The sequence below is a fragment of the Pseudomonas sp. IT-P260 genome (assembly GCF_949768395.1).
Lineage (GTDB): Bacteria > Pseudomonadota > Gammaproteobacteria > Pseudomonadales > Pseudomonadaceae > Aquipseudomonas > Aquipseudomonas parakoreensis.
The window spans coordinates 662373-684832 of sequence record NZ_CATKPO010000011.1 but is presented as its reverse complement, the minus strand read 5'-3'; the positions used below and the strand labels follow the sequence as shown (position 1 = coordinate 684832).

The window sequence follows — 22460 nt, the reverse complement described above, 5'->3', positions numbered from 1 at the left end:
AGCATCGGCATGTCGCTACAAGGCAAAACCCTGTTCATCACCGGCGCCAGCCGTGGCATCGGGCGTGAGATTGCGCTGCGGGCCGCGAAGGACGGGGCCAATATCGTGATTGCGGCCAAGAGCGCCGAAGCCCATCCGAAATTGCCGGGCACCATCCACAGCGTCGCCGCAGAAGTCGAAGCGGCCGGCGGCAACACCTTGGCGCTGCAACTGGATGTACGTGATGAAGACGCGGTGCGCCGTGCGCTGGCCCAGGCCAACGCGCATTTCGGTGGCATCGATGCGCTGGTGAACAATGCCGGGGCGATCAAATTGACCGGTGTGCAACACATCGAACTCAAGCGGTTCGACCTGATGCACCAGATCAACACCCGTGCGGTGCTGCTATGCAGCCAGGCCGCCCTGCCCTATCTGAAGAAATCCGCCGGGCACATCCTCAACCTGTCGCCGCCGCTGAACCTGGCGAGCAAATGGTTCGCCCAATACAGCCCCTACACCGTGACCAAGTACGGCATGAGCATGCTGACCGTGGGCATGAGCGAGGAATTCGCCAGTTACGGCATCAGCGTCAATTCGCTGTGGCCGCAGACGATGATTGCCACGGCGGCGATCGAGTTTCAGCTGGGGAACCGCGAGTCGTTCAAGCATGCGCGCACGCCTTCGATCATGGCGGATGCGGCGCATGTGATTCTGGATAGCAGCCGGCGGCAGATCACTGGACGACTGCTGATCGACGAAGAAATTTTGCGTGAGCACGGCGTGACTGAATTCGATCACTACCGATTCGAACCGGACAGTAATGCAACCCTGATGCCTGACTTGTTCGTGGATTGAATTCCCCTGTAGGAGCTGCCGAAGGCTGCGATCTTTTGATCTTGCTTTTAAGATCAAGATCAAAAGATCGCAGCCTTCGGCAGCTCCTACAGGGATCCGGCTCAGAATTCGATTCTGACGTCGCCTTTCGGCACGCTGCAGCACGACAGAATGTACCCTTCCGCCTCGTCGTCCTCGGTAATCCCGCCGTTGTGCTCCATCTCTACTTCGCCCCCAAGCTTCATCACCTTGCACGTGCCGCAAATGCCCATGCCGCAAGCTTTCGGAATCATCAGGCCCAGCTTGGCCGCCGCCGCATGCACGGTTTCGCCCGGGGCCACGCGAATGCTCTTGCCGGAGGCGGTGAACTCGACCTGATGCAGATCCGCTGCGTCGATTTCCGGTGCCTCGGCCGCTTGTTCGGCTTGCTCCACCGCATCGGCGCGAGCTTCCGGTGGCGTGGCGCCGAAGGATTCCTCGTGATAACGCGACATGTCGTAACCGGCGGCTTCGAGCAGGCGCTTGACCGCCGTCATGTACGGCGTCGGGCCGCAGCAGAACACTTCGCGCTCAAGGAAGTCGGGAACCATCAGCTCCAGCATCTTGTGATTGAGGTAGCCGCGATAGCCGGCCCACGGCTCGCCCAGCCCGTGTTTCTCGCAGATCAGGTGCAGGCTGAAGTTGTCGATCCGCGACGCCATGTGTTCCAGCTCGCGGTGGTAAATGATGTCTTTCGGCGAGCGGGCGCTGTGGATAAAGGTCATGTCGACATTGGCGTTGGTGTCGTAGAACCAGCGCGCCATCGACATGCACGGGGTGATCCCCACGCCGCCGCTGAGATACAGCACTTTCGGGCTCGGGAAGTCGATGGCATTGAACAGCCCGACCGGCCCGTGCACCGCCAGCTCCTGGCCTTCATGCAGGGTGTCGTGCAACCAGTTGGAAACCTTGCCGCCCGGCACGCGCTTGATGGTCACCGAGAAGCTGTACGGCACCGACGGCGAACTGGAAATGGTGTACGAACGCATGATCGGCTGACCGTCGATTTCCAGCTCCAGGGTTACAAACTGCCCAGGCTTGAAGAAGAACAGGATCGGCTGGTCGGCCATGAAGCAGAAGGTGCGTACGTCCCAGGTTTCCTGGATGACTTTGACGCAACGGACGATGTGTCGGCCATTGGCCCAGGTCTGGGTGGTGACCGGATTCAGGAAGCTGTTGGACATGCTGTTCTCCACGGCCGACTGTCGGCCTTCATGTGGCGATTCTGCGTATAGCGTGAACCGCCCGTTTACCTATCCGCGACATCGGCATACTTATCGCGACCAGCCCCCAACCACCGGGGGTTGCGCGTCGGGAACAGATTGCACCATGTCGCCCATGGATAAGGTTCCGGGCAGCGCCGGCCCCACACTCGCCACACACCAAGACGAATTCTTTACACCTTGCGTAGCAACCCTGATCAGCCACTTTCGCCGGCCACGCAGATGGCCTTGAGGATCACATTGATGGACACCGCAAAAATCAGCCTGGGCGACCCGCTGGAACCCGCACGCAAGGCCACCGCACAGATGCTGCAGGAGCGCGAACGTACTTTTTCGCTGCCGCAGCCGTTCTATAACGATGAACGCCTGTTCGATATCGACATGCAGGAAATCTTCCAGAAGGAATGGTTGATCGCCGGCATGACCTGCGAGATCCCGGCCAAGGGCAACTACATCACCCTGCAGATCGGCAAGAACCCGATCATCGTCATTCGTGGCGCCGAGGGTGTGGTGCATGCGTTCCACAACGTCTGTCGCCACCGAGGCTCGCGCCTGTGCACCAGCGACAAGGGCAAGGTTGCCAAACTGGTCTGCCACTACCACCAGTGGACCTACGAGCTGGACGGTCGCCTGCTGTTCGCCGGTACCGAGATGGGCGCCGACTTCGACATGAAGCAGTACGGCCTCAAACCGGTGAATGTGAAGACGGCCGGCGGCTACATCTTCATCAGCCTGGCGGAAAATCCGCCGGCCATCGATGACTTCCTGTCGACGCTGAACCACTACATGGAACCGTACGACATGGAGAACACCAAGGTGGCGGTGCAAACCACCTTGATGGAAAAGGCCAACTGGAAACTGGTGCTGGAAAACAACCGCGAGTGCTACCACTGCGGCGGCTCGCACCCTGAATTGCTGAAAACCCTGCTGGAATGGGACGACGTGACCGACCCGCGCGCCGATCAGGCGTTCAAGGATCACGTTGCCGCGTCTGCTGCTGCTTGGGAAGCCGAGAAAATCCCTTACGCCCACGCCAGTTTCGGCCTGCGCAACCGCATCGTGCGCATGCCGCTGCTCAAGGGCACCGTGTCGATGACCCTGGACGGCAAACAGGGCTGCGCCAAGCTGATGGGCCGGATCAAGAATCCGGACCTGGGTTCGATGCGCATCCTGCACCTGCCGCACTCGTGGAACCACTGCATGGGCGATCACATTATCGTCTTCACCGTGTGGCCGATCAGCGCCCAGGAAACCATGGTCACCACCAAATGGCTGGTGCACAAGGACGCCGTCGAAGGCGTGGATTACGACGTCGAACGCATGCGCCAGGTGTGGGACGCGACCAACGACCAGGACCGGCGTCTGGCCGAAGAAAACCAGCGCGGGATCAACTCCACGGCTTATCAGCCGGGGCCGTACTCGAAGACCTATGAGTTTGGCGTGGTCAACTTCGTGGACTGGTACAGCGAGCGGATGCTGAACAACCTCGGGGCCGAGCCGGCGCCGTACCTCAAAGGCGTGCCTGTCCAAGGCTAAAAGCAAAGGCTTCGCGAGCAGGCTCGCTCCCACATTTGGAATGCGTTCCAACTGTGGGAGCGAGCTTGCTCGCGAAGAGGCCGGCCCAGTCACCGCGTCACCTGGATGACCACCTCACCGAACCATCCTCCCCAATAAACTCCTCAAAAATCTCCTCCCCCACCAGCCGGATTTTCGCGTACCCATTCAACACCCGCAGCGGATAGTCCGGATCGTTCGCATCCTGCGTCTCCGAAAACAGCACTCGCGAATGGCCGTTCAGCTCGCTGGTGGTGCCGTAGGGAATCGCTCCATGCCCGGCGCAGCGCGCATGCAGTCCACCTTGTGGCGCATAGACGATGCCGTTATGCAGATGCCCCCAATACCAGTAATCCGGCTCGCGCCCCAGCGCATCACACACCGGTTGATACAGCGCGGTCTTGTGGTGCCCGGTGATGTCGAAGCCCTGATGGTGGCTGAGCACCATGAGTTTCTTGCGTTTCGGCAGGCCCTTCATCCACTCGATCTGCGGTTTGTTGAGGGTGCCGTCCATGTACAGGTTCATGACATCCGAAGCGTACGCGGTGTCCAGCCCGACAATCAGCCAGTCGTCGTTGATCAGGGCAAAGTAGCTGGTGCCTTGCTGCCCCGGAAAACGCGCGGCCAGCTCCTTGAAGTAACCGTGGGCGCCGCTGTACATCTCGTGATTGGAGTTGAGGGTGAACGAGCCGTGGGTGCCCATCGGCCAGCCGGCCATGTCGGTGTCTTCCTGGGAGTGGCTGCCAGCGTAATAAACGTCCCCCAAATGAATGGTGAAATCAGCGTTCGCCAGTTGCATCTGGTTGGCCACCGACACCGCTGGCGCGTGGCTGTTGAACGGCCCGGTGCCCCAGTCACCGGCAATCGCCAGCGTCACTTCGCGATCCATGGTCACCATCGCCGGGTCAGTGCCGAAGGTCGCGTGATGGCGCAGGTTCTCGATCCACTTGAGCAGCGCCTCGCTCCACAGCAGATCCAGCAGCTCCCATTTGCGACAACCCAGCAGCGTGCCGTCCTTGAGCACTCTGGTTTGCAGTTGATCGGGCGATTGCGGCAACGGCGTGGCATTGCCGATGCGCAGGATCGAAAGACCGTGGGACAACTCCCACGGCACCGCCGGTTCGTCGTCCGGCAGCTCGCCATTTTTCAGCACGTATTGCGCCTGATCGTGGCCGCGCTGCAGCAGCTTGATGATTGCCTGAAACTCCTGCGGCTCCAATTCGCTGATGAGCTTCATCCAGGCCATTTCCATGCGCGTGAACAAGCCGTGAATGCGCACCTTGACCTTGTCGTATTCATGCTTCAGATGACCGACCGCTGACATGGCGTAATCCTCTATCCGTAAGGGTTCACAGGGTTTTCATGAATTCGATCAACGCCCGTTTGTCGTCGTCCGACAGCGTGGTGCCATACAGGTGACCGCTGTTGTGGTTGCCCTCCAGCCGCGTGTCGTATTTGAAGTCCGCCGAGGCTTTGGCCTGGGCACCCGTGGTGACGAAGCCGACGTTGACCGGGTCGTAGACATCGGAGCCGGTGATGAACACCACCGGGCGTTTTTCCGGCGGTTGCAGCAAGTCCCACAGGGTCGGCACCGAACCGTTGTGCAGGTACGGCGCGCGCAGCCAGATGCCGTCGGTCGGCGTGTTGCTGTAGCTCTGGGTCTTGCGATACGCGCCGAAGTCGAACGGCGGTTTCTTGAAGGTGTGGAACGCCGTCACCAGACCGGTGGTGAATGAGTCCAGCCGATGTGGATCGGTGCCGAGCTGATCGATGTTGGTGGTCACTTGCCCGGTGTCGGCGCGACCGAAGTCGTGGCACGCGGCGCAATTGGCGTCCCAGATGGGTTTGCCCCGGGCGACCTTGGCCTGATCCAGTGCCCACGGCCACGCCGGCGCCTTGTGCCCGAGCAGCCAGTTGGTCACCCGGTTGAAGCTTGGCGGCAGCACCGACTCCGGCGTTGCGCCCACGGCCATTGCCGCGGCGTAGTTGCGTTCGTGGATCTTGTTGTTATTGCCGTCCCAGTGCAGGTACATCGACTCCCGCGGTTTCTGGTTCCACACTTGCGGCAGGTCGACGGTGCCGATGGTCGAGTCATCCGGGAAGCCAAACACCACCATTTTCGTCGGATTGAAGGTGTCGGTGCGGCCCGGGCCCTGTTGCGGACGCAGCTTTTGCCAGGCGTAGGCCTGCTTCTGTTTGAGCAAAGCGCTTTTCGCCATCGGGATGATCAGGTAGCGGTTGTAGAGCTTCTCGAAAAAGCCCAGCTGGAACTTGCCGTTGATCGCCGCCATCACCGCGTCGGTGGTGAATGTCGGATCGCTGGCGCAATCGTAGGCGAACCACTGGAAGGCCTGCAGTTGCAGGGTGTTGGCCGGCGCGCTGGGCACGTTGACCGCGACGTCGCTGGCATTGGCCCGGTAGGAGCCGGTGTGACACAGCGCGCAGTTCGGTTCCACGGTCGGGTAGCCGATCTGCCGCTTGGCCATGCCGATCGGCAGGTCCTTGCCGTTCTCATAGAGAAAGCCGAAGACCTCCCAGCCGCCGGGCTTGGGCAGTTTTTCCGGGCACATCTGTGGCAGCACGGCGAACAGGTAATACGGGATCCGCGCTTCGATACCCAGGCCAATCGCGGCGTATTTGTAGTGATCTTCGTCGGAGGCGTATTCCTGCTCCGGCACAACCCGCAGCATCTGGTACCAGGTCTCGTAACCGATAAACCCCAACACCGCGACAACCACCAGCGTGCCGACCTTGAAGGCGTGACTGTGCCATTGCCGCGCCCAGGCCGCACGCCACTCGCGACAGCCATCGCAGAGCAGCGCCCATGGCCGGTTCGCGGGCGTGGTACCGAGGTACAGCAGAATGCCGAGGATCAGGAAAAAGCTCAGATCGCCCAGCAGCATCGGCACGAATACCGAGCCTTGGCTGCTGGTGTTGATCAGGTAAATCCAGAACACCACGGCGATCAGCCGCGTCAGTACGCACAGCCAGGAATGCACCACATAGCGCGGCGCATTGAAGCCCGACGGCATGTAAAACACGCTGATGCCCACCAGCAGCATCCCGGCGTTTTCCAGCCACGGGTCGGAGAGTTGCGGCGGCAGCCCGACCACCGATGTCAGCAACCCCGGCGCAAACAGCGCGGGGATCGCGAACACCATGTTCATCGCAATGCCGAGCCAGATGAAGCGTTGAAACCAGCGGATGTAGCTGTCCATGTCTTCCATTTCCTTCTGACCACCAACCTGCAATGTCCCTTGTAGTGAGGGGATTTATCCCCGACGGGTCGCGAAGCGACCCCAAACCCTGCCAGCGCGGCATGTCAGGATCACCGCGCGCTCAGGTTTTACGACTGCTGCGCAGCCGATCGGGGATGAATCCCCTCGCCACAGAGAATCTCCTCAACACAGAAATCAGTAATCGATCTCAACCGAGGGCCGTTTTCTCCAGGTGTTCAAGGATGAGCGGATACACATCCACCACCGCGTTCTTGCCGAACATGCAGTCGATGTGGCCGTAACCCGGCACCACATGCCGGCTGTAGCGCTCCGGCCCGTGGACTGCGCAGACGCGCTGGTAGGTCTTGAGTGTGCTTTCCGGCAGGTAACACTGGTTTTCCGCGCCGCTGATAAAGCAGATCGGCATCGTCAGCCGCTCGAAGTGCGGCATGTACACATCGTTGCCCTTGAAATCCACCAGATGCCCTTTGCGCACGATCAGCGCCAAATGCTCGAAGGTCTCGATGTTCGACTCGCCGAACAGTTCATGCAGGTTGTCGTGCAGGGTTTCGTTAAGGGTGTCGTGGCGATACAGCGAGGCGTACATGAAGGTGATGCGGTGGCACACCGGGTTGGTGCAGTAGCCCTGCGCTTCGATCCGCGCGTAGCCGTTGAGGGCTTTGTTGTAGAGGCGGTTGAACCAGTTTTCCTTGCTGTCGGCGTAAGCGGTCATCGATTTGATACCGATGGCGTCGAGCATTCCCGGCAAGTGCAGACCCGCCTTCAGTCCTGTGGCCGTGGCGACCACGGTGTCAGCGGCAATCTGCGAGCAGACCACCGAACGCACGCCTTGCAACCCCGCCAACAGCGACATGAAGAACGTCGTCGCGCCGTAGCAATGCACCACGCATTGCACGTCTTTGGCCTGCGTCTCTTGCTGAATCTGCGCGATGGCAGCCTTGAAGTCGTACTGGGCGATCTGGTCGCCGTTCCATTCCTTCTTGCTCGCCGGCAACAGAATGCTCACCCGGAAATCCAGCAGCCACACGTCATAGTCGTGCTTGCACAAGTACTCCAGCAGGTTGGTCTGGATCGTGTCGGTGGAAAAGATATTCGAACCGACACCCAAGCCATGCACCAGCATCACCGGGCCTTTGCTGCCGGCCTGATAACGGGTCAGGCGCAGTTCGACGCCGTCCTCGGTGGGGAAGAAATGCACCGCCGGGGTTGGCGCATCCAGCGGCCGCTTCAGCCGTGGCGGCGCGTCGGGGTTGAAGTATTTGTCACCGGCAAACACCCCGCCGTAACTCTCCCAGAGAATCCCGGCGAAAAACTTGCCGAACCGCGCCAGGCCTTCGATGCGCTCACGCTCGTTGCGCGCGTTGAGCACTTTCATGGTGGTCATCTGCTTGGCGAAATCGGTCGGATGAATGTGCATCACCCCGGAGCCGATCACCTCGCCCGACTTGTCCGACCCGCGGTACAGCGTCACGTACAGGGTGCTGGTGTCGTGCCAGATATTCAGCACGCCGTTGTCTTCCGGCACGGTTTTGAAGGCGCTGAAGTAATAGTCGGTGCCGTCCTCGGCGGTCAGTTTCATGTCGTATTTCATGTGCCGCGTGTCGACCTGCTGCTCGAACTGTTCGAACAGGTTGAACACGCCGTTGCTGGCGGTCAGTGGTTGCGGCGACAGCGCCGGGGCGTTGACCGTGCCGACGATGGTCGCGGCATGCTCCGGCTCCTTGATCATCCGGTTGAGGTCGTTGGCGGTGATGGTCAGGGTGAAGTCGATGGGCGAGTTGTCCGCCTCGCCGCGTTTGGCCGCCGCCTCGTAGACTTTCAGATCGGTGCTTTGTGCGGCGGTGAAAGCGCGGGAGAAATAGCCCTTCATGGTTTCGGTGAACTGCACGCCGAGGGTCGGCGGGGGCACCTGTTTGCGCGGTGCCGAGGGCAGTGTGTAGTCGATGTGCCAACCCCGGTCAGCGGCGAGCAGGCCCATGTTGCGCTCGCTCACGGCGGAGATGGTCAGCAGCGGATTGACCGCCAGCGAGGTCGGGATCACCGCGCCGTCCGTCACGTAAAGACTGGCGTAGACATCGGTGCCGGCCGCGCCGCTGAACACCTGGCCCTTGTGATTGACCACGCCTTGCGCCGCGTCTTCACCCATCACGCAACCGCCCAGCGGATGCACCGAGACGATGCTGTGCTTGAGCAACTGGGTCCAGATCGGGTTCTCGACCCAGACCCCGCCCAGTGCCTTGGTGCTCTGGTACAGCCGTTCGTTGCCGAGCTTGAAGTTTTCCTGCTCGCCGACGCCCGGCCAGTCGATGCGCAACTGGTCCTTGTTGTCGAGCAGCATTCGGCCCTGGCCACTGTCGTGGCTCATGATCAGGTAGGTCTGCATGTTATGCAGCGCGCCGTAATACGGGCCGCGCAGAAAGCTTTCGGCCTCGCGCTCCTTGTAGCCAAGCTTGCCGCTGAAACTGTCGTCGGTGGCCTTGCCGATCATCTCGGCAAACCCGGCCATCGCCGGCACCATTGGCCGGCCGAGCGCGCCGGGGATCGAACCTTCCTCGATGACCATGCGGCTGCGCCAGTCACCTTCGGTGCGCATGTCGATGATCGAGGTGATGCACGGGCCGACCGGGTGCAGCTCCTTGGCCGAATGCGCGCCGAAGCCGATGCCGTTGATGGTCTGCTCGCAGTTGTGGCCGAAGCCGAGGATGTCGCCGTTACCGCTCATGTTCTCGCCGAGCTGGCCGGACATCACCAGGCCCTTGTCCCGTGAGCGCAACAGGATCTCGGTAGAACCGAGAGTGCCGGCGGAGACCACGACGATATCGGCCTTCACGAACAGCGTCGGCGCGTCGAACTTCTCGCGACCGCTGTCGAGGTACTGGAAGTGCACGATCCAGCCATCGCCGTCGCGCTCCAGATGCCGCACCTCAGCCTGGCAGAAAATCTCCGCGCCATGGTTCCAGGCGTCCGGCAGATAATTCATCAGCGTGGTGTTCTTGGCCTTGTTGTTACAGCCCGAGACACAGTCGCCGCACTGGTTGCACGGCAACTGTTCGACGCCGACGTGGTTGAGATTGTTCGGCAGTTTGTCGAAGGTCACGTTGATCGGTGGCTTGTAGAAGTGCGCGCCTTGCTTGAGGTAGTCCGCAGACTTTTTGTTGGCGTCGAGCTTGGGCAGGTTCGGGGCGCTGTTCGGGTACGGATTGGGCTTGAGCATTTCCCGGGCGCGGGCGTAACCGTCCTTGAGCAAGGTATCGCGGTGTTCGCGTACCGCTTGCGGCCAGCGCGGGTCGTCAAACACCCCGGGCTCTGGCTCCAGTGCCACGTTGGCGTTGATCAACGACGTACCGCCGAGGCCACAACCGACCACCACATTCTGCTGGGCATTCACGTGCAGATCGAACAGGCCGGTGCGCGAGCCAATGTGGCCGTCCGGGTCGTGGATCTGCAACTCTTCAGTCGCGGCAATCATGGTGTTGGGGTATTCACCGGGCTGAATTTCCCGCCCGCGTTCGAGCAGGCACACCTGCTTGCCGGCCCGGGACAGGCGCGACGCAGCAATGCCGCCGCCATAGCCGGAGCCGATAACGATCACGTCATAGTGTTCCTTGATTTCACTGATGGGCGTTGCGATGCGTGTCATGAGGGTGTTCCTCTCTCAGGCAGATGGGGGCAACTCTGCGGTTGCCTGCAATCAATGGGCGAACGGGCACCTGGCCTCCGGGGCGAGCCCGGCGACAGCACAACGGTCGGAGCAGCAGGTCGCTACAGACGAGCGTGTTGATTGGCCGCACGACGTAACGTGCGCTTGCGGGGCGAGGGGGGATGGCGGTGTGGGCGGCTATCCATCATGCGTTCTCCCAGAACCTGATGTGGATAAGTGACGGCTGTCCTTGTGCCATTGCAGTGAAGACAGCGCAGGAATCGAAGTCAAGGCAACGCTTTAGAACTGTATGAAATCTGATCAATTGCTGTTTGGACTATGGCCGGCGGGGCTTGCAGGGTTTGACGAACAAGTTATCCACATAGCCATGCACAACAAATGGGGGTAACTGTGGATGAATGGAAAAATAACTGCCTGATTTGTGAAGAAAAATCGTGACTTATCCAGAAGGATGGTTTGCAGGAGTGATTGAGTGTTTTTTGATCAAGTTTCTGTATGCCACGTTTCATATGGGCTGCAGAGGATGGCGAACACGTTATCCACAGAAGCGCCAACAGAGATCGGGGGTAACTTTGTTGCTGCTGTGGAAAAGCGCTCAGTACTGTGTAATTCGTGGGTTTACACGAGGATTATCAGCTTAAAAAGCGTAATCGATCATTTATTGAGCAATTCTCTACAAGCCATGTTTCATAAGGCTCACAGCGTATAGCGAACATCTTATCCACAGAAGCGCCAACAGAGATTGGGGGCAACTCTTGAACTTATTCAGGAGAAAACGCCCGGAAAAACCGTGACTTAGGCTGGTTGTTTTTTGATCTTGGGCCTGGAGGGCTTGAATAGCGTGGGGTGCAAGGATGGGCGAACACGTTATCCACAGATCCGCCAACAGGGATTGTGGGTAAACATATTCGGTCAGGTACACATGGATTCCAATGTGGGAGCGAGCCTGCTCGCGAAAGCGTCGGATCAGTCGACATATGTATCAACTGACAATCCGCTTTCGCGAGCAGGCTCGCTCCCACAGGGGGTTCAGAGTCTGGAAGAGGGTGTCGCTAGCGGACGACGCCTTCTTCAATCAGCAGTTTGAGGATCGCCTCGGCGCCAGCCTGCGGGGTCAAGCCTTTGAGCACTTGCCCCCCACCGCCACTGGCCTTGGCCGTCGCCGCTTTCATCCGGTCCGCCCCGCTCTTGGCCTTGATCACCTTCAGACGTTTCGGCCGTGGCTTGGCCGGTTGCAACGTAGCAACCGCCAGCAGTTCATCGTCCAGCACTTCCACGTCTTCGGCATTGAGCACACCACGCCGCGCCGGGCCGTAGGCACTCTGCCGCGGCTTGGGTGCAGCGTTATCCACAGTTGCCAGAAACGGCAGCTTCACCTTGAGACGCCGCCGCTGCCCACGGGGCAAGGCTTGCAGCACCAGCGCCGAGCCGTCGCTGATCGATTCGACCTGCGCCAGTCCCACCACCAGCGGCCAGCCCAGTCCTTCGGCGAGCAGAAATGGCAACATGCCCGAGCCTTCGCCGGTTTCCGCCTGCGTGCCGGTCAGCACCACCTGGGCGCCGGCATCGCGCAGATACGCGGTCAACGCCGGCAACGCGTCGGCGCCAGCGGGTTGCTCCAGCACGTGCATCTGCGCAAGTCCCATGCCCAGATAGGCGCGCAGTGCCGGTTCGGCAACGTCCCCGGCATGCAGCACTTGCAGGTTATCCCCAGCCAGTTGCAGGCCCAGTTCCACGGCGCGCGCGTCCTGTTCGGCGCGGCGTGGCCGGCCCGACGTCGGGTGGGCACCGATGGAAACCAGACTGATGATTTTTGTGCTCATAACCCGTTCCTTAAGCCGCATCGCGCTTGGCTTCGTTGCGGTAAGCCGCTACCGCCGCGATCAACGCCTGAAGAATTTCCGCGCTCTCGTCAATCACCGACAGGTCGGCGCGTTTGATCATGTCGCAACCGGGGTCGAGGTTGATCGCCACCACCTTGTCGCAGGCACCAATGCCTTGCAGGTGCTGGATCGCCCCGGAGATACCCACAGCCACATAAACCCGTGCGGTGACCCAGGTACCGGACGCGCCGACCTGCCGGTCGCGGGTCATGAAGCCGTCGTCCACGGCCACCCGCGAGGCGCCTTCGGTGGCGCCGAGCGCCGCCGCCGTCTCGTGAAACAGGGCCCAGTCCTTGACCCCGTTGCCACCGGAGAAGATGAACTCGGCTTCGGCCATCGGAATGGCCGCCGGGTCCACCGCCACCGCGCCCAGATCTTCGATCCGCGACAGGCTGCGCGCCACAGGTGTGGATAACTCCACCGGCAGCGCTTCGTGACGGGTTTCGCTGACCGGTTCGGCGCATTCGGCCGAGGCCAGAATCAGCCGTGCGACCGGACGGGCAAGATCCTGCAACCCGGCACCGGCGCGGCCGATGCACTCCTCACCCTTGACTTGCCAAACCCGTGTGGCTGGGCGTTCGCCCAGCGCAGCAGCAAAGCGCCGACCCAGTTCGCCGCCTCCGCTGCGGCTGTCCGGCAGCAGCCAGTGGCGCGGGTTGAACTGGTTATCCACAGCCCGCAGGCCCTGGATTCGTTGCTCCGGTGCATAACCGCTGAACTCTTCGCCTTCCAGCACCAGCAAGCGGTCAACGCCCGCCGTGGCGAAAGCGTTTTCCTTGTGCTCTCCGAATACCACCGCCAGCACCGCGCCGTCGCTGCCGGCCAGTTGATGCGCCAGGCCAAGCAGGTCGCGGTCGTGACTGCTCAAGCGGCCACCGACCATGTCCGGCACCACGCTGATGTAGAACGCCGGGGCCGCTACCTGATGCAGCGGCAGTTGCACTTCAACCGTGGCCGAGCGTTTCACCGCCCCGCCCTGTTGCGCGCCGCTACGGTCGATACGCTTGATGCCGTTGGGGCCGATGAAACCGATGCCGTGCAGGTTCTTGCGGATAATCCCGTTGGGGCCCATCCAGCTGTGTTGCGCCGGTTGCATGGCCGCGTGCAGCGGGTGCAAACGGTTACGCGCAATCCATTCGGCGCGTGGGTCGCGGCGGATAATGTCGCTCATCAGTGGGCCTCCGCAGGTTCACGTTTGGCCGGCGTGGCAGGCTTGTCTGGCGCGGCATCTTCAAGCAGCGCGTCGGCCACCAGTTCGGCGATGTCCTTGATCAGCGGACGCGGTTCGACCACGCCTTCGAGCATCGCCGTGCACTGTGGACAACCCACGGCCACCAGCTCGGCGCCGGTCTCGCGGATGTCTTCCATGCGCATGTCGGGAATCCGCTGCTTGCCCGGAATGTCAGTGATCGGCGCACCGCCACCACCGCCGCAGCAGCGCGAGCGGAAGCCGGAACGCTGCATCTCTTTGACCTCGATGCCGAGGGCGCGCAGCACTTCGCGCGGTGCCTCGTACTCGCCGTTGTAGCGACCGAGGTAGCACGGGTCGTGGTAGGTCACGCTGTTGCCTTTGTGCTGACCGAGGTTCAGCGCACCGGCCTGAATGATTTCCGCCATGTAGGTGCTGTGGTGCTGCACCAGGTAGTTGCCGTCGAACGCGCCGTACTCGTTTTTCAGCACATGGAAACTGTGCGGATCGCAGGTGACGATGCGGTTGAAGCTGTATTTGGCCAGGGTCTGGATATTGCGTTTGGCGAGCAACTGGAACGTCGCTTCGTCACCGAGACGTCGGGCCACGTCGCCGCTGTCGCGCTCTTCGAGGCCGAGCACGGCGAAGTCGATTTTCGCGGCTTTCAGCACTTTGACGAACGCGCGCAAGGTGCGCTGGTTGCGCATGTCGAAGGCTCCGTCGCCGACCCAGAACAGCACGTCGGTGGATTTCTTTTCGCTAAGCAGAGTGAGGTTCAGATCCGCCGCCCAGTTCATCCGCCCGCCCGGGGCGAAACCGCCGGGGTTGTCGGTGGCGATCAGGTTTTCCAGGACTTCGGCGCCCTTGTTCGGGGTCGCGCCTTTTTCCAGCGTCAGGTGGCGGCGCATGTCGACGATGGCGTCGACGTGCTCGATCATCATCGGGCACTCCTCGACGCAGGCACGGCAGGTGGTGCACGACCACAAGGTTTCGGCATCGACCAGACCGTTGACGATCGGCTGGTGCGGATTGCCGCTGTGCTCGCCAATTGGCTTGCCGGGGTACGGACTGCCGGCAAACTTCGCGTCCGTGCCGCCAGCGAGGCCGACGACCATGTCCTGAATCAGCTTTTTCGGGTTCAGCGGCTGGCCGGCAGCGAAGGCCGGGCACGCCGCTTCACACTTGCCGCACTGCACGCAGGCGTCGAAACCGAGCAACTGGTTCCAGGTGAAATCCTTGGGTTTTTCCACGCCAAGCGGCGCGCTTGGATCATTCAGATCCAGCGGTTTCAAACCGGTGGAACGACCGCCGCCAAAGCGTTCGGCGCGGCGGTGCCAGGCCAGGTGCAGGGCGCCGGCGAAGGCGTGCTTCATCGGCCCGCCCCAAGTCATGCCGAAGAACAGTTCCGACACGCCCCACAAAACGCCGAGCCCGAGAATCGCCGCCAGCAGCCAGCCGCCGGAGTTCTCCGGGAGGATCCCGGCCACCGGCAAGGTCACCAGAAAGAACGACGCCGAGAACGCCAGCAGACTCTTCGGCAACCGCATCCACGGGCCTTTCGACAGCCGCGACGGCGGGTTGAGCCGACGCCGATAAACGAAGATTGCCCCGACGAACATCACTGCCGTCATCAGCAGCAGCGCGTAGCCGAGGATGCGGTTATGCAGGCCGAAACCGTGCACCAGAATCGCCAGCACGATCGACGCCACCGCCCCGCCCGCCGTGGCGACGTGAGTGTTGGCGATGTATTTGTCCCGCGCTACCACGTGGTGCAAGTCGACCATGTAACGCTTGGGCATGGCGAACAGGCCGCCGATCAGATCGACCTTCGAGGCCCGGCCCCGACGCCACATGGCCACCCGCCGCAACGCGCCCAGCACCGCAAGGGCCAGGGCTGCGAACAACAGGATTGGAAGAAGGGTGTTCAACATGGTGAAGCTCCCACCAGTACAGCCTGGAGAAACACGTTCTGCATTACTGTGGGAGCGAGCCTGCTCGCGAAAGCGGAGAATCAGTCAGCTCATCTTTCACTGACAGATTGCATTCGCGAGCAGGCTCGCTCCCACAGGGGTCATGTGCAAGTCCTTAGAAGTCTTTGCACAACCGCAGGGCGTCATAGATCGCAGCATGGGTATTACGCTGCGCCACGCAGTCGCCGATGCGGAACAGCAAGTAGCCGTCACCGGTGCTGCTCAACGATGGCTGCGGCTGGATCGCGAACAACGCTTCCACGTCAATCTGACCCTTGTTGCGCGAGCCTTCCTTGAGCGCGTAGTAGATCTCCTCGTCCGGACGCACGCCGTTTTCCACCACCACCTGATCGACCACCCGCTCCTCTTTGGCGCCGGTGTATTCGTTCTCCAGCACCGCCACCAACTTGTCGCCTTCGCGGTAGACCTTTTCCAGCATCATGTCGCCGGTCATGATCACTTCTTTCGGGTACATGCTGCGGTAGTAGGTCGGGAACGATGTACCGCCGATGGCCACACCCGGCTTGATGTCGTCGGTGACGATCTCGACCTGGCTGCCCTTGTCGGCGAGGAAGTCGGCGACCGACATCCCGGTGAACTCGCAAATGGTGTCGTAGACCAGCACGTTCTTGCCCGGCGCAACCTTGCCGTCGAGCACGTCCCAGCTGCTGACCACCAAGCCCTCGGCGGCCCCCCAGTGTTCGTTCTGCTCAAGGTATGGATGACCACCGACGGCCAGCACCACGATGTCCGGACGCAGATCCATGAGGGTGTCGGCATCCGCCGCCGTACCCAGACGCAGGTCGACTTTCAGCCGCGCCAGCTCCAGCTGGAACCAGCGGGTGATGCCGGCGATCTGGTCGCGCTGCGGCGCTTTCGACGCGGTAGTGATCTGCCCACCGATGAATTCTTTCTTCTCGAACAGGGTCACGTCGTGGCCACGTTCGGCCGCCACACGCGCAGCTTCCATCCCGGCTGGGCCGGCACCGACGATGACCACCTTGCGTTTCGGCCCGGTAGACTTCTCGATGATGTGCGGCACGCCCATGTATTCACGGGAGGTCGCGGCGTTCTGGATGCACAGCACGTCCAGACCCTGGTACTGACGGTCGATGCAGTAGTTGGCGCCGACGCACTGTTTGATCTGGTCGATCTGGCCCATCTTGATCTTGGCAATCAGGTGCGGGTCGGCGATGTGCGCGCGGGTCATGCCGACCATGTCGACGTAACCGCCTTCAAGGATGCGCGTGGCCTGGTTCGGGTCCTTGATGTTCTGCGCATGCAGCACTGGAACCTTGACCACTTCCTTGATTCCGGCCGCCAGGTGCAGGAACGGCTCCGGCGGATAGCTCATGTTCGGAATCACGTTGGCCAGGGTGTTGTGGGTGTCGCAACCCGAGCCGACGACGCCGATGAAATCGAGCATGCCGGTATCGTCGTAATACTTGGCGATCTGCTTCATGTCTTCGTGGGACAGACCGTCCGGGTGGAACTCGTCGCCGCAGATACGCATGCCGACGCAGAAGTCGTCACCGACCTCGGCACGCACGGCTTTCAGTACTTCCAGGCCAAACTTCATCCGGCCTTCGAAGCTGCCACCCCATTCATCGGTACGCTTGTTGACGCGCGGGCTCCAGAACTGGTCGATCATGTGCTGGTGCACGGCCGACAGTTCGACACCGTCCAGACCACCGGCCTTGGCGCGGCGCGCGGCTTGCGCGTAGTTGCCGATCACCCGCCAGATTTCTTCCGGCTCGATGGTCTTGCAGGTGGCGCGGTGCACCGGTTCACGGATGCCCGACGGCGACATCAGGGTCGGCCAGTGAAAACCGTCCCAACGTGAGCGTCGGCCCATGTGGGTAATCTGGATCATGATCTTGGCGCCGTGCTTGTGCATGGCGTCGGCCAGATTCTGGAAGTGCGGAATGATCCGGTCGGTGGAAAGGTTCACCGAACTCCACCATTGCTGCGGGCTGTCGATGGCGACCACCGACGAACCGCCGCAGATCGCCAAGCCAATGCCGCCCTTGGCTTTCTCTTCGTAGTATTTGACGTAGCGCTCGGTGGTCATGCCACCGTCAGTCGCGTAGACCTCGGCGTGCGCGGTGCTGAGCACGCGGTTGCGGATGGTCAGTTTGCCAATTTGAATTGGCTGGAACATTGCTTCGAAAGCCATGGCGGGTTCCTCGACTTACAACGGCTTGACGGTGAACAGGCCGTCGTCGTGGCCTTCTTCGGAGCCACCGTAGACTTGCTCGGCAACCGTACGAATCTTGCTGCCGCGTGCGGCGAGGATCTGGTCCATGGCGCCGGCAAACCAGCCGGTGAACATGTAGTCGACCTTGCGCCCGACCTTGCCGTAGACGTAGACGAACGCCGAGTGTTCGAGCTTGACGCTGGCGGTGCCTTTGTCGAGGTCGATGTCCTGAATCTTGAACAGGCCCCAGCCGCGTTGCGACAGGCGCTTCATGTAGTGCTCGAACACTGCGACGCCTTCCAGGCCGTGGCATTCAGCTTCTTTTTCGCACCAGTGCCAGGCGGACTTGTAGCCAGCCTTGTAGAGGATTTCGGCATAGGCGTCGGCGCCCAGCACTTCCTCGATGCCCATGTGGTTATTGACGAAAAAGTGGCGTGGCACGTAGAGCATCGGCAGGGCGTCGGAGGTCCAGACACCGGTTTCGCTGTCGACTTCGATTGGCAATTGCGGGGCGATCTTGGCCATGGAAACTTAACTCCAGAAAATTCGGTTTGTTGCCCCCGGCGCGGACGACCGGGGGAAAGGATTCAGAAGTGCGGCGGCTTATTCGCCCCAAACGTCCTTCAAGACGTTCACCCAGTTCTCGCCCATGATCTTGCGCACGACGCGCTCGGAGTGGCCGCGCTTGAGCAGGGTTTCGGTCAGGTTCGGGAACTCGCCGACGGTGCGGATGCCCAGCGGGTTGATGATCTTGCCGAAGCTGGTCAGACGACGGGCGTAGCCCTTGTCGTGGGTCAGGTATTCGAAGAAGTCCTGGCCGTGGCCCTGGGTGAAATCGGTGCCGATGCCGATGGCGTCTTCGCCAACGATGTTCATGGTGTATTCGATGGCTTCGGCGTAATCGTCGATGGTCGAATCGATGCCCTTGGCGAGGAACGGCGCAAACATGGTCACGCCGACAAAACCGCCGTGGTCAGCGATGAACTTCAGTTCAGCATCGGACTTGTTGCGCGGGTGCTCTTTCAGACCCGACGGCAGGCAGTGGGAATAGCAGACCGGTTTTTTCGATTCGAGGATGACTTCCTCGGACGTCTTGGAACCGACGTGGGACAGGTCGCACATGACGCCAACGCGGTTCATCTCGGCGACGATTTCGCGGCCGAAGCCCGACAGGCCGCCGTCACGCTCGTAGCAACCGGTGCCGACCAGGTTCTGGGTGTTGTAGCACATCTGCACAATGCCGACGCCGAGCTGCTTGAACACCTCGACATAGCCGATCTGGTCTTCGAACGCGTGGGCGTTCTGGAAGCCGAAGAGGATGCCGGTCTTGCCCTGCTCCTTGGCGCGACGGATGTCGGCGGTGGTGCGCACCGGCATTACCAGATCGCTGTTTTCGCGGATCAGCTTCTGGCTGGCGGCGATATTGTTCACAGTCGCCTGAAAGCCTTCCCACACCGACACGGTGCAGTTGGCCGCCGTCAGACCGCCCTTGCGCATGTCTTCGAACAGCTCGCGGTTCCATTTGGCAATGATCAGACCGTCGATAACGATGCTGTCGGCGTGTAATTCGGCTGGGCTCATCAGGCGTCCCCTTATTGGCGATTCATGCGCCGAATCGTCTGCCGGCGCTTTGGGGCCAGCATATGCCTCGGTGCCGGGGCGACCGGGTGCAAAAACGACAGGGGAATTGCCGAAAGCGTCAATCCGCGACAAAGGGTCGCCAGGCGCTCCGATCAGCTACCTGTTCAAGCCCGCCAGCTTGAGCCAGAATCTGGCGCATCTTGGATACACCACTGGATTAGAGCGGCGACAACCATGAAATCGATCTTCCTGGCTTTGGCACTGATGGCGACCGGCGTACACGCCGCCGAAGAGACCGACAACAACCCGTGCGACGCGGTGGAAAACGACGTCCAGACCCTGGAATGCTCGACCTACAGCCGCAGCACCGCCGAAGACCTGCTCAAGGACAACTACGCCAGCCTCAACGAACGCATGCAGGCCACCTACGGCAAAAACGCCGCGCAACTGGCCGACATCACCGCCAAACTGAAAACCGCCCAGCAACAATGGCTGAAAACCCGCGACGCCGATTGCGCCGTGGAAGCCTTCCCCGCCACCGAAGGCAGCAAGGCGTTCAAGATTGCGCAGAATGACTGTGTGGCACGAATGAGTGACGAACGGTCGGAGTTTTTGGAGTCGATTGGGCAGGAGTGATCCTGAATGTTCCGCTGAAAGCTGGAACTGCCTCCGGCTTTCAACCCCACACCTCCTCTCTTCCTACAAGGCACTTCGACATCGCCTACACAAATTGCTTGAATGCCTGCAACCAAGGGCCTTTTACGCAACATGCGGTCAACGGTTGTTGATTGGCCATCGGAAAAATATAAGCAAAGATTCGCGAATCTTATAAAAGACTTATATTCTTCCATGAACAGCATCCACTGGACACGAAAGGCCGTTAAGCAACTCTTGAAATTGCACACCGCACATCAGGGGCAGGTTCGCGATGCCGTTACGGCACTTTCCGAAATGCCTGACGTTGGCAATGTCAAAGCACTAATTGGCCATGACTACGCCTACCGCCTGCGCGTCGGCAATTATCGGGTCATGTTCGACTGGGATGGCGCAATCAAAGTGGTCAGTATTCAAGAGGTCAAAAAACGCGATGAACGCACCTACTGACATCCAAATCATCAACGATGCCGAGGGCAACCCGGCCTTTGTAGTCATTCCCTACGCTCAATACGTCGCGCAGAAAATGCAGCCCGATCTGATCCCGCATGAGGTGGTCAGTCGAATGGTCGACGGGGCGACACCGATCCGTGCCTGGCGCGAACACCTGAACCTGACTCAGGAAGAAGTGGCGAAACGTCTGGGAATTTCCCAGCCGGCGTTCGCTCAACAGGAAACAGTAGCGAAGCCACGCAAGGCTACCCGCGAGAAAATTGCAGCGGCGTTCGGCATCACGGCCGATCAGCTTGAGTTGTAGGCTGCCCTCTTTATTCAAAGGAAATCCCATGAACATCTGCGGCATCGAAATCAAAGGCAGCGAAGCGATCATCGCCGTGGCCTCCCTTGACGGGGCAACGTTGAGCCACGTGGCGCTCAACACCAAGAAAATCGCCCTCGACGATAATGACGAGGCTGCCAACGTCAAACGCTTCGCGGCGCAGGTTGCCTCGTTTGTGCGCGAGCATTCGATTGACCGGATTGCGATCAAGAAGCGCAGCAAGAAGGGTGAGTTTGCCGGTGGGCCGACCACGTTCAAGATCGAAGGTGTGTTTCAGTTGCTGGAGGGGTGTGAGGTGACACTGCTGTCGCCGCAGACGATCAATGCGCAAGCCAAGAAGCATAACTTTGAGCTGCCGGGGACGCTGAACAAGTATCAGCATGAGGCTTACAAGACGGCGTGTTCGGCGTTGGTGAAGAAGTAGGCGTTTTTTTCAGACAATAAAGATCCTAATGTGGGAGCGAGCCTGCTCGCGAAAGCGGTGGATCAGTCAATTCTGTATTGGCTGACACGCCGTCTTCGCGAGCAGGCTCGCTCCCACATTGGTTTTGTGTGCATCCATTCAGGCCTGGGCGGTACGCCGGTCTTCGCGGGGGCAGCGGGCGAACCTCGCTCGATAACTGCGGGTGAAATACGACGGCGATTCAAACCCGCAAGCGATGCTGACCTCCAGCACGCTCATATCGGTCTGGCGCAACAGCTGCCGGGCCTTTTCCAACCTCAAGCGCAGATAGAAATTGCTCGGCGTGTCATTCAGATGCAGCCGAAACAAGCGCTCCAGCTGCCGCCGCGTGACTTTGATCGATTCCGCCAGTTGCAGTGTGGTCAGCGGTGGTTCGCTGTGCTGCTCCATCTCACCAATCACCTGCACCAGCTTCTTGTTGCTGATGCCGTAGCGCGTGGCGACTTCCATGCGCTGGTGGTCCTTGCGCGGACGAATCCGCCCCAGCACGAACTGCTCGCTGACCTGGATTGCCAGTTGCGGGCCATGGGCCTGGGCGATCAGATCGAGCATCAGGTCGATAGACGCGGTGCCGCCCGCGGAGGTGATGCGCCGCCGGTCGATCTCGAACAGCTCCTGGGTCACGCTCAGCTGTGGATAAGATTCCTTGAACGCATCGATCGCCTCCCAGTGCAGGGTCAAGCGATGGCCGTCGAGCAGGCCGGCTTCAGCGAGAACGAAACTGCCGGTATCGATGGCGCCGAGGGTCACGCCTTCGTTGTCCAGCCGGCGCAGCCAGTGTTCAAGAGTCGGCGTGGCGAACTTCAGCGGTTCGAACCCGGCCACCACCAGCAGCGTCGCACCTTTCTTCAACGGTTCCAGCGCCGCGTCGGCGTTGACCGACATGCCATTACTCGCCAGCACCGCCCCGCCATCGGCGCTGAGCACGTGCCAGCGGTACAACTCGCCGCGAAAGCGGTTGGCCACCCGCAGCGGTTCGATCGCCGAGATGAAACCGATGGCGGAAAAACCCGGCATCAGCAGAAAGTAGAAATCCTGGGACATGTGCGCACTCGGTTAGCGGGTAGCGTGGATCGTTGATACGCCGATTGTCGTCAGCGTTCAAGCGCACAGGTCGCTACAGTGCAAGAGCCAGTCGCCGCAGTGCGTTTTTACGGGGGCATTGCTGCGTAACTTGGCATCACCGGCGCATCAGACGCCGGGAACCACAATAACG

17 protein-coding genes are annotated in these 22460 nt (G+C 60.8%); 6 read left to right on the top strand and 11 right to left on the bottom strand.

The genetic code is table 11. From position 1 onward, the window contains the following. Positions 1-9 precede the first annotated feature (9 nt). A complete protein-coding gene (locus tag ACM6HV_RS09990; protein ID WP_414904094.1) occupies positions 10-834 on the top strand; it encodes an SDR family oxidoreductase in 825 nt (274 codons plus the stop codon). A gap of 101 nt (positions 835-935) precedes the next feature. On the opposite strand, the gene gbcB is transcribed toward ACM6HV_RS09990, so the two are convergent. After that, entirely contained in the window at positions 936-2036 is a 1101-nt protein-coding gene (gene gbcB, locus ACM6HV_RS09985) for a glycine-betaine demethylase subunit GbcB (protein WP_041069889.1), read from the bottom strand. 282 nt (positions 2037-2318) lie between these two features. On the opposite strand from gbcB, the gene gbcA reads away from it, so the two are divergent. After that, a complete protein-coding gene (gbcA, locus tag ACM6HV_RS09980) occupies positions 2319-3611 on the top strand; it encodes a glycine-betaine demethylase subunit GbcA (RefSeq protein WP_047297065.1) in 1293 nt (430 codons plus the stop codon). Positions 3612-3708: 97 nt separating this feature from the next. Here gbcA and ACM6HV_RS09975 read toward each other — a convergent pair whose 3' ends face one another. From ACM6HV_RS09975 to ACM6HV_RS09935, 9 genes are all read right to left on the bottom strand, one after another. After that, on the bottom strand, positions 3709-4953 hold the full coding sequence (locus ACM6HV_RS09975; RefSeq protein WP_414904092.1) for a metallophosphoesterase family protein: 1245 nt from the start codon (positions 4951-4953) through the stop codon (positions 3709-3711). A gap of 25 nt (positions 4954-4978) precedes the next feature. Continuing rightward, the gene (locus ACM6HV_RS09970) at positions 4979-6847 is read right to left on the bottom strand and encodes a hypothetical protein (RefSeq protein WP_145593545.1); all 1869 of its coding nucleotides are present in this window, start codon (positions 6845-6847) and stop codon (positions 4979-4981) included. Between the two features lie 208 nt (positions 6848-7055). Next, the gene (locus tag ACM6HV_RS09965; protein WP_414904090.1) at positions 7056-10508 is read right to left on the bottom strand and encodes a GMC family oxidoreductase N-terminal domain-containing protein; all 3453 of its coding nucleotides are present in this window, start codon (positions 10506-10508) and stop codon (positions 7056-7058) included. Positions 10509-11581: 1073 nt separating this feature from the next. Then, entirely contained in the window at positions 11582-12352 is a 771-nt protein-coding gene (locus ACM6HV_RS09960; RefSeq protein ID WP_414904089.1) for an electron transfer flavoprotein subunit beta, read from the bottom strand. A gap of 10 nt (positions 12353-12362) precedes the next feature. Next, complete coding sequence (locus ACM6HV_RS09955; RefSeq protein ID WP_414904088.1) at positions 12363-13583, bottom strand: electron transfer flavoprotein subunit alpha/FixB family protein; 1221 nt, start codon at positions 13581-13583, stop codon at positions 12363-12365. Then, complete coding sequence (gene dgcB, locus ACM6HV_RS09950) at positions 13583-15532, bottom strand: dimethylglycine demethylation protein DgcB (RefSeq protein ID WP_414904087.1); 1950 nt, start codon at positions 15530-15532, stop codon at positions 13583-13585. The genes ACM6HV_RS09955 and dgcB overlap by 1 nt, the downstream gene beginning before the upstream one ends. Positions 15533-15686: 154 nt before the next feature. Then, positions 15687-17747, bottom strand: coding sequence for a dimethylglycine demethylation protein DgcA (dgcA, locus tag ACM6HV_RS09945; RefSeq protein ID WP_222017988.1), 2061 nt, complete (start codon positions 17745-17747; stop codon positions 15687-15689). Positions 17748-17762: 15 nt separating this feature from the next. Further along, positions 17763-18293, bottom strand: a complete 531-nt coding sequence (locus ACM6HV_RS09940; protein WP_007926354.1) for a DUF5943 domain-containing protein — start codon at positions 18291-18293, stop codon at positions 17763-17765. A 78-nt stretch (positions 18294-18371) separates the two neighbouring features. After that, positions 18372-19349, bottom strand: coding sequence for a dipeptidase (locus tag ACM6HV_RS09935; RefSeq protein ID WP_007962626.1), 978 nt, complete (start codon positions 19347-19349; stop codon positions 18372-18374). Between the two features lie 234 nt (positions 19350-19583). On the opposite strand from ACM6HV_RS09935, the gene ACM6HV_RS09930 reads away from it, so the two are divergent. The 4 genes from ACM6HV_RS09930 (at position 19584) to ACM6HV_RS09915 (ending at position 21205) form a co-directional block, all read left to right on the top strand. After that, positions 19584-19985 (top strand): lysozyme inhibitor LprI family protein, encoded by a 402-nt coding sequence (locus ACM6HV_RS09930; protein ID WP_027610649.1) that lies wholly within the window; start codon positions 19584-19586, stop codon positions 19983-19985. 213 nt (positions 19986-20198) lie between these two features. Then, a complete protein-coding gene (locus tag ACM6HV_RS09925; protein ID WP_041063346.1) occupies positions 20199-20453 on the top strand; it encodes a type II toxin-antitoxin system RelE family toxin in 255 nt (84 codons plus the stop codon). Then, positions 20437-20760 (top strand): helix-turn-helix domain-containing protein, encoded by a 324-nt coding sequence (locus ACM6HV_RS09920; RefSeq protein ID WP_414904086.1) that lies wholly within the window; start codon positions 20437-20439, stop codon positions 20758-20760. Before ACM6HV_RS09925 ends, ACM6HV_RS09920 begins: the two co-directional genes overlap by 17 nt. Before the next feature lie 28 nt (positions 20761-20788). Continuing rightward, positions 20789-21205 carry a DUF3010 family protein gene (locus ACM6HV_RS09915; protein ID WP_414904084.1) on the top strand — a complete coding sequence of 139 codons (417 nt, stop codon included), beginning with the start codon at positions 20789-20791 and terminating at the stop codon, positions 21203-21205. A gap of 138 nt (positions 21206-21343) precedes the next feature. On the opposite strand, the gene ACM6HV_RS09910 is transcribed toward ACM6HV_RS09915, so the two are convergent. Beyond that, entirely contained in the window at positions 21344-22288 is a 945-nt protein-coding gene (locus ACM6HV_RS09910; RefSeq protein ID WP_095121415.1) for a GlxA family transcriptional regulator, read from the bottom strand. Positions 22289-22460: the final 172 nt, after the last annotated feature.

Excerpts from the sequence above, each read along its gene's own strand:
- ACM6HV_RS09990 (WP_414904094.1), top strand. The coding sequence starts at position 10 with ATGTCGCTACAAGGCAAAACCCTGTTCATCACCGGCGCCAGCCGTGGC.
- gbcB (WP_041069889.1), bottom strand. The coding sequence starts at position 2,036 with ATGTCCAACAGCTTCCTGAATCCGGTCACCACCCAGACCTGGGCCAAT.
- gbcA (WP_047297065.1), top strand. The coding sequence starts at position 2,319 with ATGGACACCGCAAAAATCAGCCTGGGCGACCCGCTGGAACCCGCACGC.
- ACM6HV_RS09975 (WP_414904092.1), bottom strand. The coding sequence starts at position 4,953 with ATGTCAGCGGTCGGTCATCTGAAGCATGAATACGACAAGGTCAAGGTG.
- ACM6HV_RS09970 (WP_145593545.1), bottom strand. The coding sequence starts at position 6,847 with ATGGACAGCTACATCCGCTGGTTTCAACGCTTCATCTGGCTCGGCATT.
- ACM6HV_RS09965 (WP_414904090.1), bottom strand. The coding sequence starts at position 10,508 with ATGACACGCATCGCAACGCCCATCAGTGAAATCAAGGAACACTATGAC.
- ACM6HV_RS09960 (WP_414904089.1), bottom strand. The coding sequence starts at position 12,352 with ATGAGCACAAAAATCATCAGTCTGGTTTCCATCGGTGCCCACCCGACG.
- ACM6HV_RS09955 (WP_414904088.1), bottom strand. The coding sequence starts at position 13,583 with ATGAGCGACATTATCCGCCGCGACCCACGCGCCGAATGGATTGCGCGT.
- dgcB (WP_414904087.1), bottom strand. The coding sequence starts at position 15,532 with ATGTTGAACACCCTTCTTCCAATCCTGTTGTTCGCAGCCCTGGCCCTT.
- dgcA (WP_222017988.1), bottom strand. The coding sequence starts at position 17,747 with ATGGCTTTCGAAGCAATGTTCCAGCCAATTCAAATTGGCAAACTGACC.
- ACM6HV_RS09940 (WP_007926354.1), bottom strand. The coding sequence starts at position 18,293 with ATGGCCAAGATCGCCCCGCAATTGCCAATCGAAGTCGACAGCGAAACC.
- ACM6HV_RS09935 (WP_007962626.1), bottom strand. The coding sequence starts at position 19,349 with ATGAGCCCAGCCGAATTACACGCCGACAGCATCGTTATCGACGGTCTG.
- ACM6HV_RS09930 (WP_027610649.1), top strand. The coding sequence starts at position 19,584 with ATGAAATCGATCTTCCTGGCTTTGGCACTGATGGCGACCGGCGTACAC.
- ACM6HV_RS09925 (WP_041063346.1), top strand. The coding sequence starts at position 20,199 with ATGAACAGCATCCACTGGACACGAAAGGCCGTTAAGCAACTCTTGAAA.
- ACM6HV_RS09920 (WP_414904086.1), top strand. The coding sequence starts at position 20,437 with ATGAACGCACCTACTGACATCCAAATCATCAACGATGCCGAGGGCAAC.
- ACM6HV_RS09915 (WP_414904084.1), top strand. The coding sequence starts at position 20,789 with ATGAACATCTGCGGCATCGAAATCAAAGGCAGCGAAGCGATCATCGCC.
- ACM6HV_RS09910 (WP_095121415.1), bottom strand. The coding sequence starts at position 22,288 with ATGTCCCAGGATTTCTACTTTCTGCTGATGCCGGGTTTTTCCGCCATC.